We start from the raw sequence: 15081 nt of genomic DNA, 5'->3' as shown, positions 1-15081 counted from the left end.
CCGCGGCGACATTTTGCTGACCAGACGTCTCGTCGAGCACTCGCTCTGAGCTTCAGATCACCTGTGCGGTTACAGAGTGGATCGAGTTGTTACCGTAGCCCAGACGGTTCCACTCGGCGCGCTCAGGCTGAGTCCGGCCGGCCATGTCGGTGGCGCGCGCCCGCACGGCGAGCGGCCCCGTCTGCTCAAGTCGCGTGATCAGCTCCCACCATTGCCAGGCAGAGCGCCGCGGTTCGCCGACGAGCCGCGCCTCGCGCCACGGGCCGTCGTTTAGGCTGACATCGACCCTGGATATGCTCCCGGCGCCAGACCACGCGACGCCACGGATTGCGGTCTCGCCGCGCGGTAGGCTCTCCCCCTGATCGGGCGAAGAGATCAGCGCCCGCACACTCATGAGCGTCACCGGCGCGCGCTCGTCGCGCCCGTTCCGCACCCACTGGTACCAGTACTTCTCCGTTTGATAGTGGGTCTCGCAGGGCTTGTCGGTAACGACGATCTCGGTCAGCCACTTGACGGACGCCACCGCATACCAACCGGGCACGATCAGCCGCAGCGGATAGCCATGAGTTGACGACAGCGGCTCGCCGTTCATCTCGTAGGCGAGAAGCGCGTCCGTTTCGCGAATCTGGTCGAAGCTGAGGCCACGCTCGAAACGAATCGACGCATCGTGACCCTCGACGAGCCCGCCGTCCGCACCGCGGAACGTAAGTTCCGTCGCGCCGGACCGCGGGCCTGCCCGTTCGATCACCTTGCTCAAGGGAACGCCGGTCCATTCGGCGGTGCTGACGGCGCCCAGGCCCCAGGTTTCGCCGGGCACGGCCGGATCGAACAGGCTGCGGCCGTTGCCAGCGCATTCGAGGGTTACCACGAGGCTCTCAGCGTAGAGATTGTGAAGGTCCCTCATGCTCAGACTCAAAGACCTTTCGACCAGCCCGTTGACGGAGAGCCGATAGCTCTCGCCATCGAGGTTCGGAATATCGAAGTGATTGCGCAAGTAGAACCGACCATTGGGCACGACTGCCCCGCCCGCGAGGTCCTGCACCGACGTCTCGCCGTTCAGCGGATAGACGCTATGAATTAGGAGCCCCGCCTCAACGGCGTCCTGGCAAGCGTCCGCCGGGTCGAGCACCGCGGCGGAAACGTCGGCCGGGCGTGCATCGCAGCCGCCGCTCGCCACGACCCCGGCGCAGGTCGACGCCGCCATCACTTCGACCTCGCCGGCTTGAAGGAACGGCGTCAAGAACGCTTGGAGGACGGTCTCATCCGCCGCTTCGGCAATGAAGAACAGTGAATGGGAACCGCGAACGACGGCTTCGCCCTTGATGACCACGCCATGGCGAGCGGCGCTAGGCCGGCTCAAATGGTTCAGCAGCATCGCGCCCTTGGCCGGATCGCGTGCGGGGCAGGTTTGGGGCGAATGCTGATGGTGCACGATGAAAAGAGGCACTGGGAACCTCCATACTAGGGCGGGGTTGCCCTGCGCCAAACCGCAAGTTGCGGCCTGCAAGGCGATCGGTACCGACCCTGAAGACACATTGCTCCGCTAGAACTGCTCATGATCATTTCAAGACCTGCACGATGCGGAGATGGATCGCGCCTCCCGACGATACATTATGCGACCGTGAACGCAAAACCCGGCAGATCCAGCGTCCTTGTCGGGTCTTCGCACCGCCCGGCTCTCTTCCTATTTTTAGGATCTCAGATTTCCATCGTGGTGGAAAAAAGCACTGACGGTATCTCTGGGTTGTCCGCGTCAGTGACAAGCAGGAGGTCCAGACGGCTTCCATCCGATCGAGCGTGGATACCCTCTATCTTGTGTGGTCGCTCAAGGCGACGCACCGAACGCAAGTTACCATTATTGTCAGCTATTCCAATTGCAGCGCCGATGCAGGGTCCATCACGGAATGCATCTTCGGTATCTTCTGCAACGGCGCTGAAAACCATATCGCCGTTGCCCAAAACGGCCGCGTCCGTGAAGGAGAATGGCACACCGTGGAGAACCCCCAAGTCTAGCCGACGGATAGAAGATGGCTTGATGGCTTCGACAGACCCGGCCTGCAATGCATCCAGTACTGTTGAAAGCGGGAACCGGATGATCGCGTTGTCGGCTTGGCTCTTGTTGCCGCGCTGGAACAAGCGCAGTTCATCGCCAACCACGACCGCGCCTTCAATATTGACCTCGGAGAATTCCTCGTTGAGCGGAACAAGAATGGGTGAAAGATCCACGGTTCGGGGCGGCATCAGCATCTCGACATCGGGACCTAGTCCAAGCAGAACGCCCCTGCGGCGGTTGGGTCTGGAGCCTGAGCCAAATGCCAATAGCGCGCCATGAGGAAAATTCCGGAAGGCGGGAAGGCGTGCGAGCGCTTCGAGATCGGGTTTTTGCCGCTTGCGGGCAGCCTTGGACTCCGGCAACACGCCATCAAACAGGCGGATCAGATGACCGGGCTTCCCGTTGATCAAGGAAAACACGCCTAGGTGAAGCTCATCATCTGCAATGACGCAGATGATCGAATCCAGGCACACGAGCCCGCTCGCAGCACTTAGATGCAAAGGCCCGATCCCGGCGTCAGCCGGTGAAATATCTAACTCGCGTATCTTCGTGAGAGCGATCATCCCTGCGTTCTAAAGCATGCTCATGCAAATACAATTGGTCAGGCCAAGGCATGAAGCGCCTTGATCTCAGGCGTGTTGCGCTAACAGTTCCGCAAACGGCTGCGCCCTCCGCCGGGAAGCGGAAGGCGCTTGATGTCAGGCCGAACTGGCGAGGAGAGATTTTCAGCGCATTAGCGCTCGATCATGCGGTTCCAGCGCTTGTTCCAGTCCTGACGGCTCTTGTTGATTGCATCCCAATCGAGAACCTTCGCGGTTTCCATGTTGGTCTTGAAGGTCGCCAGCTTCTCATTGGCCGCAGCCGTACCGGCCTTGGCGTTCCTGTTGGACGGAATGATGTTGCCATTGTCCAGCGCCAGGCTCTGAGCCTCTGCCGACAGCAGGTAATGGGCAAGCTTCTGGCTGAGTTCCGGCTCGCTGTTGTTGGCGATGACGCATTCGGTTACGGCGAGAACGACTGAGCCTTCCTTCGGCTGGGCGTATTCCACCGGTATACCCTTGTCCTTCAGGTTGTTTACCGCCGTCGGCGTCAGCGGGAAGATCGCCGCTTCGCCGGTCTGGACCATCTCCGAGATCTTGGCAGAGCTTGGAATGAACTCGATGACGTTCTTGCCGATCATATCGGAAAACTTCTCGAAACCGGGTTCGACATTGGTCTCGTCGCCGCCCTGGATGCGGTTGAACATCAGGAAGGCATGCAGGCCGAAACTGGAGGCGGAAGCGGACTGGAACACCACCGCATTTTCGAACTTCGGATCGGCCATATCCATCCAGGAGCTCGGTGCCGGCCAGCCCTTTTCGTCAAAGAGCTTCTTGTTGTAGGCAAGGCCCGTCATGCCCATGTCGACGCCGATTGCCATGTCATCCTTTAGGCGCGCAGCCGGCTGGATTTCAGCAAGCACAGGATCGTCGGCGATCTTCTGGCAAAGCCCGGCGCCAATGGCGCGCACCATGACGCCGTCGTCGAGCAGCATGACATGCATCTGCGGATTGTCCTTGGCAGCCGTGGCCTTGGCGAGAATGTCGGCGGAGGTGCCGGGAACGATGACGACTTTGACGTCATTGGCGTTCTCGAAGGGAGGCAACACGTGCTCGGTGTAGGCGCGCTCGAAATTGCCGCCATTCATGCCGATGTAAAGCGTCTTGGTTTCCGCTTGGGCGGTGGTCTGCTGAACGGCGAGCGCGAGCAGCGCGAGGGCCGAAGTTCTCATAAGGCGTTGGTCAATCATGGTATTCCCCTTTCTGTTTACAACGAGACTGCAGTTTGAGCCGCTACTTGACTGAAGCGGCCGATGGAAAAGGCATCGATAGGCGTGGTGCTTTGCCCGGTGGCGACGAGCTCCAAGAGCACTTCGCCGACGGCAAGCGCGATCTGGAACCCGGCGCCGCAGAACCCGAAGGCGTGGAAGAGGCCGGGCGTCGTCTGGCTTGCGCCGATGACCGGATTGCCGTCAGGCATCTCCGCTTCCGTACCGGACCAGAACCGGATGACCTGGGCATTGGCCAGATGCGGAAAGAGCGCTATGGCGCGCTGCATGACCGATGAAGCCGCCGTCACCGACGGCCGCGAGAAATCGGGATCGGCAAGTGCTGCTCCGCGCCCGCCACCCATCACATAGTTGCCGCGCGCAACCTGCCGTCCGTAAAAACTGCCGCCCTGCTCGCCCATGCTGACCGGCAATCGCACCGGCAGCGGCTCGGTGACCACCATCGAGGGATAGATGCGGGTCAGCGGAACGCTTTCGCCGAACTGCGCGGCAAACGTATCGGACCAGGCACCGGCGCTGTTGACGATCTGACGACTGCGAATTTCGACATTCTCTCCCGCAAGCACGGCAAATCCGCTGCCGGTCGCGCGCACATCACGCACAGGCGTCTGTTCGAAGACCTTTACGCCCGCCCGTTCCGCCGCACGCGCAAAGGCGGGCGAGACCAGCCTGGGATTGGCATGGCCGTCGCCTGGGCAAAGCGATGCGCCTGCGCCTGCCGCCGACAACCAGGGGAAACGCGTCTTCAATGCGGCAGCCCCAACCAGCTCGAGATCGAGCCCGTAGGGCTTGGCTATCTCGGCATAGGCTTCCAGCTTAGCAAAATCCGCCTCAGTGCGCGCTAGCTTCAGATGGCCGGACGGCACGTATTCTCCGTCAATGCCGACCAGTGCCTTCAGTCGTGGCCAGATGCCGTGTGCCCGCTGGGACAGCGGCAATTGCTCGGGAGGCCGTCCTTGCCGGCGCACGCCGCCATAGTTGACACCGCTGGCCTGGGCGCCGCAGAAGCCCTTATCGATCAGCACAACGGCAAGTCCGGCCTTGCGCATCGCCAGCGCTGCTGAACTGCCGACAAGCCCGCCACCGATGATGGTCACATCCGCCGAAATGCGCTGGATCATCGGCCTGCCTCCCTGTCGAGCGGACCGCCGAACCCGAGCGGAATGGGCTTCACCGGCGCCTGCGCCCGCAGACGGCCGGTTTCCTGCGGCTCGACATTGCGGATGCTGCGAAGCACCTCAGTTGCGGCGGCCGAACACATCCGCCCCTGGCAACGCCCCATGCCGACGCGGCTCAGAGCCTTCATCCGATTGATCTCGCCGATGTTCCCGGCCTCGACCGCGCGGCGGATCTCGCCGATGCTGATTTCCTCGCACCGGCAAAGCGTCGTCTCGGCCGGCACCGTCTCGAACCAGTCGCGCGGGAAAGGAAACGCATTTTCGAGAATTTCGCGCTGGCGCAGGATCCGTGCCCGGGCAGCCATCAATTGCCGGAGACGATCGCCCTCGACCGTCTTGCCCACATCATTGAGGATTGCCAATGCCGCTAGCTGGCCGTCGATCTCGGCGGCATCGGCACCAGCAATACCGCTGCCGTCGCCGGAGACGTAGACATCCTTGCGGCTCGTGCGGCCCAGGGCGTCGCGTTCCGGCAACCATGTCCGGTCGCGATCCTCGAAGCGGAAGCGACATCCGGCGAGGTCGGCCAGCTGCGTTTCCGGGCGCAGCGCAAACCCGTAGGCAATCGCGTCGCATTCTAGCTCTTGTGTGCAGCCACTCGCCTGAAAGCGGATGCCCTCGACCCGGTCTGCGCCGATGACCGTTTCGGGCCGAACACCATATCGGATCTTGACGCCCGACAGTTGGAGTTGAGCGCCATAGAACAGGCCGAGCGCGACGATGCGCGGCGCTCGGGCGAACAGCGACACCAGATGAATTTTCGATCGCAACGGCGCCGTATCGAGCACGGCGGCCACTGTCGCTCCCGCCTTCATGTATTGCCACGCAACAAGATAAAGCAGCGGGCCGGACCCCATGAATACCAGTCGGTCGCCAACCGTGCAGCCTTGCGCCTTCAAAGCCGTCTGGGCGGCACCGAGCGTGAATACGCCCGGCCTCGTCCAACCGGGAAATGGCAGCACGCGGTCCGTGGCGCCGGTGCACAAAAGCAGCTTGGAAAAGGCAATCTGGTTATGCACGCCGTCAGTCATCATATCGAGGTGACCGCCGCGCTCCTGGCCGCTGACGTTCCAGGCAAGTGTTTCCGGCCGATACTCGATTGCCGGGCGGAGCCGCTCGAAGGCCGCGTGCAACTGCTCGGCCTTTCTCGCCTCGGAGCCGTACCGGTTGCGGTAGGAACGGCCGTCGTCGATCATCGGGCGCCGGTAGATCTGCCCGCCGGCGCGCAATCCCTCATCGAGAACAATCGGCCGGATACCGGCTTCGACCATTTGTTCGGCGGCGCGGATGCCGGCCGGACCGGCACCGACGATCACGATCGGCAGAGCATCAGTCATGCTCGACGCGCTCCATCGTGGTCGTGAAAAAAGCCATGCCGGGTTTCAGCGCCGTGCTGCAGGCACGCACGCGGCTACCGTCCGCCGTCATCACGAAGCAATCCTGGCAGGCACCGATCAGGCAGAAACCTGCGCGGTTCTCGCCGGTGAATTCGGTGCGGCGAAGGCTGGATCCGAGCGAAAGGATGGCCGTCATGACCGTGTCGCCACGTCGTCCGATTTCGGGCAAGCCGTTTAGCAGGAACGGGATTGCTTCCTCGTCCCGGCGATATCGGCGCTTGAACAGGGCTTGTCTCGACATCGCCGTTCTCAGCCTTTGCCGACAAGAAGACGATCGAGCCCAAACATCCGGTCGAGGACGATCATGGTCACGGTCGCAAGCGCGATCATCAGCGTGGAAACCGCGGCCATCATCGGATCGATGGATTCGCTGGCATACATGTACATGCGAACCGGCAAGGTCACGGTCGAAGGCGATGTGACGAAGATAGACATCGTCAGTTCATCGAAGCTGTTGATGAAGGCAAGCAGCCAGCCGCCGCTGATCCCCGGCAGCAGCAACGGCAAGGTGATGCGCTTGAACACCGTCCACTCGGCCGCTCCAAGGGTGCGGGCCGCGTTCTCGGCGTTGCGATCCATGCTCGTCAACGACGCGAGGATGAGCCTCAGCGTATAGGGCGTGACGATGATTGCATGCGTGGCCACCAGCCAGGTGAAGGAGCCGGTCATGCTCATCAGCGAAAACAACCGGAGAAAGGCAACGCCAAGAACCAGATGTGGGATGATCAGCGGCGACAGGAACAATGCGTTCAGCACATCACGGCCGCGGAACTCGTAGCGCGTGATGGCAAGGGCGGCCGGGACAGCAAGCAGTGTCGAAATCGTTGCCGAAAGGAGGGCCAATCGAATGCTGTTGCCGAATGACGACATGAAGTCGTTGTGGCGGAAGACTGCCTCGAACCAGCGCAGCGACAGGCCGTTCCATGGCATGGCCAAAGTGTTTTCAGGGGTGAAGGCCACGAGGCACACCACGACCATGGGAGCCAGCATGAACACGACGATGAGGCTGTGAAAGACCAGCGCGACAGGACCGTTTCTCTGCATGATTTCAACCCAGCTTCCGTTTGGCCTGCTGCTCGATGAGCCTGTTATAGGCGAGCATGATCACGAGGTTGGCGACGAGGACGATGATGGCGATGGTAGCGCCGAGCGGCCAATTGAGTTCGATCAGGAACTCGTCGTAGACGAGCGTCGCCGCCATCTTCAGCCGCCTCCCACCGAGAAGGCCGGGGATGGCGAAGGAACTCGCCGACAGCGCGAAGACGATCAGGCTGCCGGAGAGAATGCCAAGGGCGGCCTGCGGAAAGACGATCCGGCGCAGGGCGGTAAAGCGGGATGCGCCGAGCGTGAGCGCCGCCGCCTCGACGGTCGGATCCAGCTTCTGAAGCACCGTCCAAACCGGGATGACCATGAACGGCAGCATGATGTGGACGAGGCCGATGACGATCGCCGCTTCGGTGTAGAGCAGTTGCACCGGCTCGAGGCCGACGGCGGCAAGCGCGCCGTTCACCAGCCCGTTCTTGCCTAGCAGCATGCTCCAGCCAAAGGTGCGCACGACCACCGAGACTAGCAACGGGCCGATGATGACGAGCAGGAAGATCGACCGCCAGGGCTTGCGCATGTTGGAGAGGATGTAGGCTTCCGGAACACCGATCAGCACGGCGATCACAGTGGTCAGCAGCGCCAGGCGCAGCGTACGCCAGAAGGTCGAGAGGTAATACTCGTCCTGCAGAACGGTCAGATAGTTTGCGAGCGAGAAGTCATTCTGAATGCCGGCGGTATAGTCGTAGCTGTTGAACGACAGGATGATCGTTAGCGCCAGTGGCAGCAGAACAAGCCCAATGAAAAACAGCGTTGCCGGAGCCGAAAGGAACAACGGGGCGAAAGCGCGCGGCGCCGCCGCAGGGGTCGCCGCGCCCATCACTCGGCAGCTCCCGCAGCGAGAACGCGACAGTCGCCATACTGCCAGGACAGGCCCACATTTTCGCCTTCCAGCGGCGGCGGTGCGCCAAGATTGGGAACGGCGACGGCCAGAACGCCGGCCGGGGTCGCAGCGCTGACCAGCCACTGGCTGCCCATGAAGTAGCGGGTGGTCACGGTTCCCTGAAGCTGCCCGTTGGATGGTGTCGTCAGACGCAGCTTTTCCGGGCGGATGAATACGGAAACATCCTTGCTTGCCGTCTTGGCGTCCGTTTCGAAGGTTATGTCGGTACTACCAATCGAGATTGTGGTGCCCGCACCGTTTGCGACCGCAGTCGCCGGCATGAAGTTCGACTTTCCGACAAAGGAAGAAATGAAATCGTTGCGCGGGTGTTCATAGAGTTCGTAGGGCGTGTCGACCTGAGTGATCTTGCCCTTCTCCATGACCACGACGCGGTCGCTAATGGAGAGCGCCTCGGCCTGGTCGTGCGTAACCATGATGGTGGTGATGCCGACGGCCTGTTGGATGCGACGCAATTCGAACTGCATTTCTTCGCGAAGCTGGGCATCGAGGTTGGACAGCGGCTCATCCAGCAGCAGAACCGGCGGATTGATGACCAGCGCACGGGCGATCGCCACACGCTGGCGCTGGCCGCCGGACATCTCGCGCGGATATCGATCGGCGAGCGCCGAGAGGTGGACGAGAGCAAGAATGTCCTTGATGCGCGTTTCGCGCTCGGCCTTCGCAACCTTGCGCATCTCGAGGCCGAAGCTGACATTTTGCGCAACCGTCATGTGCGGGAAGAGCGCGTAGCTTTGAAAGACCACGCCGAGCTGCCGTTGCGGCGGCGGCATGTAGGTGATGTCGCGGCCGCCCATCATGATCGTGCCCGAGGACGGACGCACGAGACCCGCGATCATTTGCAGCGTTGTCGTCTTGCCGCAACCGGATGGTCCCAGAAGCGAGATGAACTCGCCCTTCTCCACACCAAGGTCGAAATTGTGAACAGCGGCAACCGATCCGTAGAATCTGGAAACCTGTTTTAGGCTGAGGAAACTCATGCTCGCTCTCCCGTCATTCATTACCTGAAGAGATCGCCTGCCCTGATTTTTTTGTCAGCGATCCATGCGGCAACGACACGTCGTCAAAATCCATTGGGCCCGCTCAGACAGATGCCGAAGTCAGCAACTGCGGCCGTCACGACCGGGCCGCACAGTTTTCCCGGTCGGGACGAACGGCAGTCCGTCCACGTTTTCCATCCGCCACCTTGAGAAGGGCTTGCCGGTTAATTTCCGGAGTTTGGCAAAAAACACAAACCGAATTTTCTATGTTGAAATTTTTTATGAAAAAAGTCCATAATTCGGAATATTAATAGGGGATCTATAAATTTATGACGCAGATTTCGGAATCCGAAGCCGTTGGCAACTCCAGCCTCTCGAAGGCAATCCACATCCTGAAAGATCTGGCGGCGCAGTCGGTGGAAGGTGTGCGGTTGATCGACCTTGCGCGCAGGTTGAATCTGAGCCAACCGTCGGCACATCGTCTGCTGAAGACCCTTATCGCCGAGGACATGGTTGAGCAGATGCCGGACAGCAAATCCTACCGTCTGTCGCTGGAGTTCTTTTCCATCGCCTCGCAGGCAAGGCGGCGCGAGGGCATCCTCGATATCGCCCGCCCATCACTGCTGCGACTTTCGGCGACCTTCAACGACACAGTGTTTCTGCTGGTGCGCAGCAACTTCGATGCAATTTGCCTCGACCGCGTCGAGGGGCCGTTCCCCATCCGCTCGTTTACCGGCGACATCGGCGGCAAGGTGCCATTGGGCATCGGCCAGGGCAGCATCGCCATTCTCTCCTACCTGCCGGAGGAGGAGCGCGAGGCCATCATCAAGTTCAACATGCCCCGCATCATGGATCGTGCGGCGATCGATGAAGTTGATCTGCGCATCAAGATCGAGGAGGTGCGCCGCATCGGCGCTGCGCAGATGAATTTCGAGATGATTGAAGGCATGGCCGGCTTGGGCGTTCCGGTTCTCGATCGAAACGGCATTGCCGTCGCCTCCTTAAGCATCGGGACCCTGGCATCGAGGCTGACCGAAATGCGCAGCGGCACGATCACCGATCTGCTGAAATCGGAAGCGCAGGCGATCAGCAACAAGCTCAACCCGTTCGATCCGACCTTGCGCTATCCCGCTTCGGCATTGCGCGCCTCGTCCAAGTCTTAAACTCTTCAAAAGATATTCGGACTTGGACGCGCGCTCCTACTGTGATCCGGCGTGCAAAAATTGGATGTCGATACGCCGAGACGGAGACCGTGCCAGCGAAGATCAGTTGGGGCGTCGTGAAGATTGGGCCCGCCAAAGTGACCTCTGCGGCGGGATATCGCCGCTCACCAGCTTTATACATTGAATTAGCGGCAGCAGATATTGCCCGTAAGGCAATCTTGCGCGCCAGCACAGCGACATCATTCTCAACGGCCTGTGGATCGGCCTCGACACGAACTGATCCAATATCAGAGCAGTCGGTTCGGTACTGGACCACTTGAACGGATATCGGATCAATCATTTGATATTCGTTGGGAGAAGACACGGCGACTCCTATCGTTCATCTATGCGGCGGTGTGCCGCAACGTTGAGGCGCAAGTCGACGTCATCCTGGCCGCCCTCCGGCGGGAGGCAGGCTGAACGGCTGCGACGCTCTTCTGTATCAGTCTTGGGAAATTCAACCTCTTGCCCTATATGATGTGTGATGACTGATGCGCGATGAGGCAGATTTGAGAACGACACTTGCGATCGATGACGATGTCCTGATTGCAGCCAAGGCCATGGCAGCCCAGCAGCATCGGAGCCTTGGCGAGGTCATTTCCGAGCTGGCAAGGCGTTCTTTGCGCCGGCCCCGCAGCGGTAACGAGCGCAATGGAATTCCTCTTCTGACGTCACGACCGAATACCGCGCCAGTTGCCCTCGAAATCGTCAACGCCTTGCGTGACGAACTGCCGTGACTTTCCTGCTCGGCGTTAATCTCCTGATCGCGTTGATCGATCCGGCCGCAAGCAAACAGTAGCAGCGGGCACAGGGCAACTCTGCCTTGCACCTCATCGCGGGTGCTAGGTCGTAAGTTCCCGTCGATATAGTATGCGATCCTAAACGCGCAAAACCAAACGGAGGCCTCCCCCTTCGCCCGAGCACATCGACCGGTTCGCTGCTTTTGCATTTGATGCTGACCACGGCGGACGCACGCTACCAAATTCCCGCCGAGGAGCGATGGTAGGTCTCAATTCGGGGCGTCCACTGATCGGACAGTCCCGAAATAACCTAAATTCGCGACGTGACCCACGTTTCCCTGTCGTCCCTCTGGGGAATTAACTCGCCAACGTTGGACCTCCATGGCGGCTGATCTCTTTTTCAATCTGCACGATCAAGGTGTCGAGTGCCGGATTTCTCGTCCCGCGGGCTCGTCGGATAACATAGGCCAATGATGGCCAATCGTATTCGGCGTGAAGATTGTGACTCCGCTGGTCCCGGCTATCCTTGCGGCTAATCCTGAACTTCCCTCCCTCCTGAGAAGATCGAGCGATAGCCGGCGCGACCGCGCTCTCGTGGATCGGCTACCCGATGTCGTTATCGCCCAATATGCCGACGGTACTGCGGATTTTGCCGATGCCCGGTCAACGCACTGCCTGCTCCGCCGTGAGTGCCCTTTCGCGGGTGCCGGAAACAATGATCTCCAGAATCTCGTGTTCGTCAGTGTGCTTGATATAGCGGTCGCCGACATACTCGCCGCGCTTCAGCACCATCACGCGATCGCCGACGGCAAAGATATCTACCAGCCGATGAGAGATGATAATCTGGGCTACACCCTGTCTCTTCAATTCCAGCATCGTTTCAAGCAGGCGTTCGGTCGCCATCACCGAAAGATTGGCGGTCGGCTCATCGAGGATTACGACCTGCGGCTCGAACGAGATGGCGCGGGCAATCGCCACCGATTGCTGGCGGCCGCCCGACAGGCTTTCGACCTTCTGGTAGACGGAGTTGACGTCGACCTTGAGCCGTTTCAACACCTTGTCGGCCTCCGCATACATCTTCCGCCGATCGACGAACGGGCCCTTGAGCGGCCAGCGGCCCAGAAATATGTTCTGCCCGACGTCCATGTTCCCGCACAACGCGAAATCCTGGTAGATCATCTCGATACCGACGTCGCGGCTCTCATGCGGGCTCCTGAAATGCACCGGGTGTCCGGCGACGAATATCTCGCCAGCATCGCGCTGGTAGGCGCCGGTCAGGATTTTCATTAGCGTTGATTTGCCGGCGGAATTGTCGCCAACGAGACCGAGGATCTCGCCGGGATGGAGCACCAAGTCGACCGAGCGTAGCGCCTGGACCGCACCGAACACCTTTTCGATGCTCCGCATTTCCACGATCGGTGTACCTTGGGTATCAGCGGCCATGACTGGTCTCCGATCTTTGTCCGCGTTGCGCCAAAAAGGAGCGCATGCGTCCGAAGATATTGGCTTGGCGAACCCAAATGTCGACGAGCACGGCCACGATAAGGATGACGCCGATAAAGACATTGATCCAGTGCTGCGGCATGGTGAACCCCTGGACGTTCAATTGCAGCAGCGCCCGCACGAGCGTGATCGCCGCGGCGCCGGCAAGCGAGCCGATGATGGTGCCGTAACCGCCGAAGATCGATCCGCCGCCGATGATGACCGAGGCGATGGCGTCCAGTTCGCGGAACTGGCCGGCGACGGGGTTGAAACTGCGAAAGTAGGCGACGTTGATGATCCCGGCCATGGAGGCGCAGAGCGCTGACAACAAGAGCGCGAGGAAACGCACGCGGTTCGTGTTGATGCCCGCGTAAGCCGAGGCGCGGAGGTTGCCGCCGGTGGACAGGACCTTCAGTCCGAACGGCGAGTAAGCGAGCACGAGGCCAGCCACCAGGGCGACAAAGAACATCCAGATCGTCTGCACGCTGACGACTTCTGCGACAGTCCGAAGAAAGCCGGGCGGCAGCGAAAAGCCGAAATGTAGGAGGACGTCGTTCGCCTTGCGGCCGAGCAGGTTGTAGCCTTCGGGCCAGCCCGTCAGTTGCTGGCCGGCGACGAACCAGGCGGCAAGACCGCGGGCGATGTAGAACATGCCCAGCGTAGCGATGAAGGCCGGCAGCTTGAAACCGACTGTGACGGTGGCGTTGACGAGTCCGGCGAGCATTCCGACAATCAGGCCCATCGCCACGGCGGTCATCGGGTCGGCGCCCAGCACCTTCAGAAAATAGGCCGCGGTGCTGCCCGAAAGCGCAAGTACCGCCCCGACGGAGAGATCGATATCGCCGGCTGCGATGACATAGGTGAGCCCGACCGCGATGAGAGCAAGTTCTGTGTAGTTGAGCAGGATCGCGAACGTATTGGAGAGGTTCCACCAGTAGTCGGGCCTGAGGGTGAGCCCCGTCAGCCACAACAGGATTGTCAGGATAACGGCAAGCGCGTCGCGGCGTGCGAGAAACTTGCCGAACCCGGTAGCCGTCAGCTCCCGGTCGCTCGCCATCGCTCCCTTGGTCTGGACGCCCTCGAGAGCCACGCCGCCCATCTCATAGGCGGGTGGCGGCGGGCGGCCGCGCAGCCAGGCCCAGAAGCGGCCCGCGACTTGGCGGCGGATGAGATAGGGCTCTATCAGCACCGCAATGACGAGAAGGAGGCCGAGGAAAACAAGTACCGCGCCCGCGGGTAGGGTGAACCTGGCGTTGACCGCAATATTCTCGCCGTCGATGACGACAATGCGCGTGATTGGCCATCCTTCGCGCAAGACCTTGTCGACCAGCACGACGACCGCGGCTCCCAGGCAAGAGCCGATCACGCGACCGCGACCGCCCAGGATCGACGCGCCGCCGATGACCACGGATGCGATGACGGTGAGTTCCCAGCTGACACCATAAAGGGGGGTTACGCCCTTATCCTGTGCCGCCGACAGGAGAGCCGCAAGGGTCGCACAGAGCGACGAGATCAGGTAGGCGCGGATGCGCACCCAGCGTGCGGGAATACCGGCATAGACTGCCGCCTGTTCGTTCCCACCGGTGGCGAGTGTCTCGTAGCCCCAGCGGGTTTTGGCAAGCACAACGGCTCCGAGCGCGACAACGCAGGCGAAGACGATGATCTGGTTGTTGAAGCCGAGGACATTGGTTTCGCCGAGGTGGAAGAACAGCGGAAATTCATCCGCCTTGCCGGAATAATAGATCGCCTGGCCGTGCGTCAGCGCCAGCACGAAACCGCGGCCGATGAAAAGGATCGTCAGAGTCGCGATGAATGCCGGCGCCCTTAAGATGGTCACGAGCACGCCGTTGAGTAACCCGATCGCCGTCCCCAGCAGCAGACAAAGAATGACTGAGGCCGTGATTTCGAGATCGAGAAAGCTCGGTGAAAAAAGCCGGGCGAACGCCACCGCGACGAGGCCGTAGGTGGACCCTACCGACAGATCGAGGTCCTTGTTGACGATAACGAAGGTCATCCCCACGGCGATGATCCCCACGCGGGAGGTATCGCGAAGCAGGGCGTGAAGCGCGTCCGTCGAGGCGAAGAAGGTCGGATTGGCGAACACGCCGCCGACATAGAGCAGGACTAGGAACAGTATGAGACCGGCCTCCCAGCCGCCGGCGAGCTGCGGAGGCGCACGGCCGAGCGATGTCGTCTCCACAGGCGCCATGGGTTTGTCC

The 15081-nt window shown here is 61.0% G+C and carries 13 protein-coding genes and 1 pseudogene; 2 read left to right on the top strand and 12 right to left on the bottom strand.

Going from position 1 to position 15081, the window contains the following annotated elements:
• Nucleotides 1-52: 52 nt before the first annotated feature.
• The 9 genes from ASD03_RS22505 to ASD03_RS22465 all read right to left on the bottom strand — a co-directional run bounded on the left by ASD03_RS22505 (nucleotide 53) and on the right by ASD03_RS22465 (nucleotide 9438).
• Entirely contained in the window at nucleotides 53-1447 is a 1395-nt protein-coding gene (locus tag ASD03_RS22505) for a sulfite oxidase (protein ID WP_057216447.1), read from the bottom strand.
• Nucleotides 1448-1698: 251 nt separating this feature from the next.
• Complete coding sequence (locus tag ASD03_RS22500) at nucleotides 1699-2616, bottom strand: hypothetical protein (RefSeq protein ID WP_057216445.1); 918 nt, start codon at nucleotides 2614-2616, stop codon at nucleotides 1699-1701.
• Between the two features lie 170 nt (nucleotides 2617-2786).
• Nucleotides 2787-3842, bottom strand: coding sequence for an ABC transporter substrate-binding protein (locus tag ASD03_RS22495; RefSeq protein ID WP_057206745.1), 1056 nt, complete (start codon nucleotides 3840-3842; stop codon nucleotides 2787-2789).
• A gap of 17 nt (nucleotides 3843-3859) precedes the next feature.
• Nucleotides 3860-5002, bottom strand: a complete 1143-nt coding sequence (locus ASD03_RS22490) for an FAD-dependent oxidoreductase (RefSeq protein WP_057216443.1) — start codon at nucleotides 5000-5002, stop codon at nucleotides 3860-3862.
• Nucleotides 4999-6396, bottom strand: a complete 1398-nt coding sequence (locus ASD03_RS22485; protein ID WP_057216441.1) for an FAD/NAD(P)-binding oxidoreductase — start codon at nucleotides 6394-6396, stop codon at nucleotides 4999-5001. Before ASD03_RS22485 ends, ASD03_RS22490 begins: the two co-directional genes overlap by 4 nt.
• A complete protein-coding gene (locus tag ASD03_RS22480) occupies nucleotides 6389-6697 on the bottom strand; it encodes a (2Fe-2S)-binding protein (protein WP_057206739.1) in 309 nt (102 codons plus the stop codon). Before ASD03_RS22480 ends, ASD03_RS22485 begins: the two co-directional genes overlap by 8 nt.
• A gap of 8 nt (nucleotides 6698-6705) precedes the next feature.
• Entirely contained in the window at nucleotides 6706-7500 is a 795-nt protein-coding gene (locus ASD03_RS22475; protein ID WP_057216438.1) for an ABC transporter permease, read from the bottom strand.
• Nucleotides 7501-7504: 4 nt separating this feature from the next.
• Nucleotides 7505-8377 carry an ABC transporter permease gene (locus tag ASD03_RS22470; RefSeq protein WP_057206736.1) on the bottom strand — a complete coding sequence of 291 codons (873 nt, stop codon included), beginning with the start codon at nucleotides 8375-8377 and terminating at the stop codon, nucleotides 7505-7507.
• Nucleotides 8377-9438 carry an ABC transporter ATP-binding protein gene (locus tag ASD03_RS22465; RefSeq protein WP_057216436.1) on the bottom strand — a complete coding sequence of 354 codons (1062 nt, stop codon included), beginning with the start codon at nucleotides 9436-9438 and terminating at the stop codon, nucleotides 8377-8379. The genes ASD03_RS22470 and ASD03_RS22465 overlap by 1 nt, the downstream gene beginning before the upstream one ends.
• Nucleotides 9439-9767: 329 nt before the next feature.
• On the opposite strand from ASD03_RS22465, the gene ASD03_RS22460 reads away from it, so the two are divergent.
• Both ASD03_RS22460 and ASD03_RS22455 read left to right on the top strand, forming a co-directional pair.
• The gene (locus ASD03_RS22460) at nucleotides 9768-10601 is read left to right on the top strand and encodes an IclR family transcriptional regulator (RefSeq protein ID WP_025430617.1); all 834 of its coding nucleotides are present in this window, start codon (nucleotides 9768-9770) and stop codon (nucleotides 10599-10601) included.
• A 548-nt stretch (nucleotides 10602-11149) separates the two neighbouring features.
• Entirely contained in the window at nucleotides 11150-11377 is a 228-nt protein-coding gene (locus tag ASD03_RS22455) for a CopG family transcriptional regulator (protein ID WP_156408049.1), read from the top strand.
• Nucleotides 11378-11737: 360 nt separating this feature from the next.
• Here ASD03_RS22455 and ASD03_RS40735 read toward each other — a convergent pair.
• The 3 genes and pseudogenes from ASD03_RS40735 to ASD03_RS22445 form a co-directional block, all read right to left on the bottom strand.
• Nucleotides 11738-11857: pseudogene (locus tag ASD03_RS40735) on the bottom strand (LysR family transcriptional regulator); the annotation flags it as partial.
• Between the two features lie 186 nt (nucleotides 11858-12043).
• Nucleotides 12044-12823, bottom strand: coding sequence for an ATP-binding cassette domain-containing protein (locus tag ASD03_RS22450; RefSeq protein ID WP_057206728.1), 780 nt, complete (start codon nucleotides 12821-12823; stop codon nucleotides 12044-12046).
• A complete protein-coding gene (locus tag ASD03_RS22445; RefSeq protein ID WP_057206726.1) occupies nucleotides 12813-15071 on the bottom strand; it encodes a sugar ABC transporter permease in 2259 nt (752 codons plus the stop codon). Before ASD03_RS22445 ends, ASD03_RS22450 begins: the two co-directional genes overlap by 11 nt.
• Nucleotides 15072-15081 lie beyond the last annotated feature (10 nt).

The organism is Ensifer sp. Root127, assembly GCF_001425225.1.
Classification (GTDB): domain Bacteria; phylum Pseudomonadota; class Alphaproteobacteria; order Rhizobiales; family Rhizobiaceae; genus Ensifer; species Ensifer canadensis.
This window is presented reverse-complemented; position numbering and strand designations above follow the sequence as displayed.

Bases quoted from the DNA above. Each gene is read 5' to 3' on its own strand.
- ASD03_RS22490 (WP_057216443.1), bottom strand. From the start codon at position 5,002: ATGATCCAGCGCATTTCGGCGGATGTGACCATCATCGGTGGCGGGCTT.
- ASD03_RS22500 (WP_057216445.1), bottom strand. From the start codon at position 2,616: ATGATCGCTCTCACGAAGATACGCGAGTTAGATATTTCACCGGCTGAC.
- ASD03_RS22460 (WP_025430617.1), top strand. From the start codon at position 9,768: ATGACGCAGATTTCGGAATCCGAAGCCGTTGGCAACTCCAGCCTCTCG.
- ASD03_RS22495 (WP_057206745.1), bottom strand. From the start codon at position 3,842: ATGATTGACCAACGCCTTATGAGAACTTCGGCCCTCGCGCTGCTCGCG.
- ASD03_RS22480 (WP_057206739.1), bottom strand. From the start codon at position 6,697: ATGTCGAGACAAGCCCTGTTCAAGCGCCGATATCGCCGGGACGAGGAA.
- ASD03_RS22470 (WP_057206736.1), bottom strand. From the start codon at position 8,377: ATGGGCGCGGCGACCCCTGCGGCGGCGCCGCGCGCTTTCGCCCCGTTG.
- ASD03_RS22445 (WP_057206726.1), bottom strand. From the start codon at position 15,071: ATGGCGCCTGTGGAGACGACATCGCTCGGCCGTGCGCCTCCGCAGCTC.
- ASD03_RS22465 (WP_057216436.1), bottom strand. From the start codon at position 9,438: ATGAGTTTCCTCAGCCTAAAACAGGTTTCCAGATTCTACGGATCGGTT.
- ASD03_RS22475 (WP_057216438.1), bottom strand. From the start codon at position 7,500: ATGCAGAGAAACGGTCCTGTCGCGCTGGTCTTTCACAGCCTCATCGTC.
- ASD03_RS22485 (WP_057216441.1), bottom strand. From the start codon at position 6,396: ATGACTGATGCTCTGCCGATCGTGATCGTCGGTGCCGGTCCGGCCGGC.
- ASD03_RS22450 (WP_057206728.1), bottom strand. From the start codon at position 12,823: ATGGCCGCTGATACCCAAGGTACACCGATCGTGGAAATGCGGAGCATC.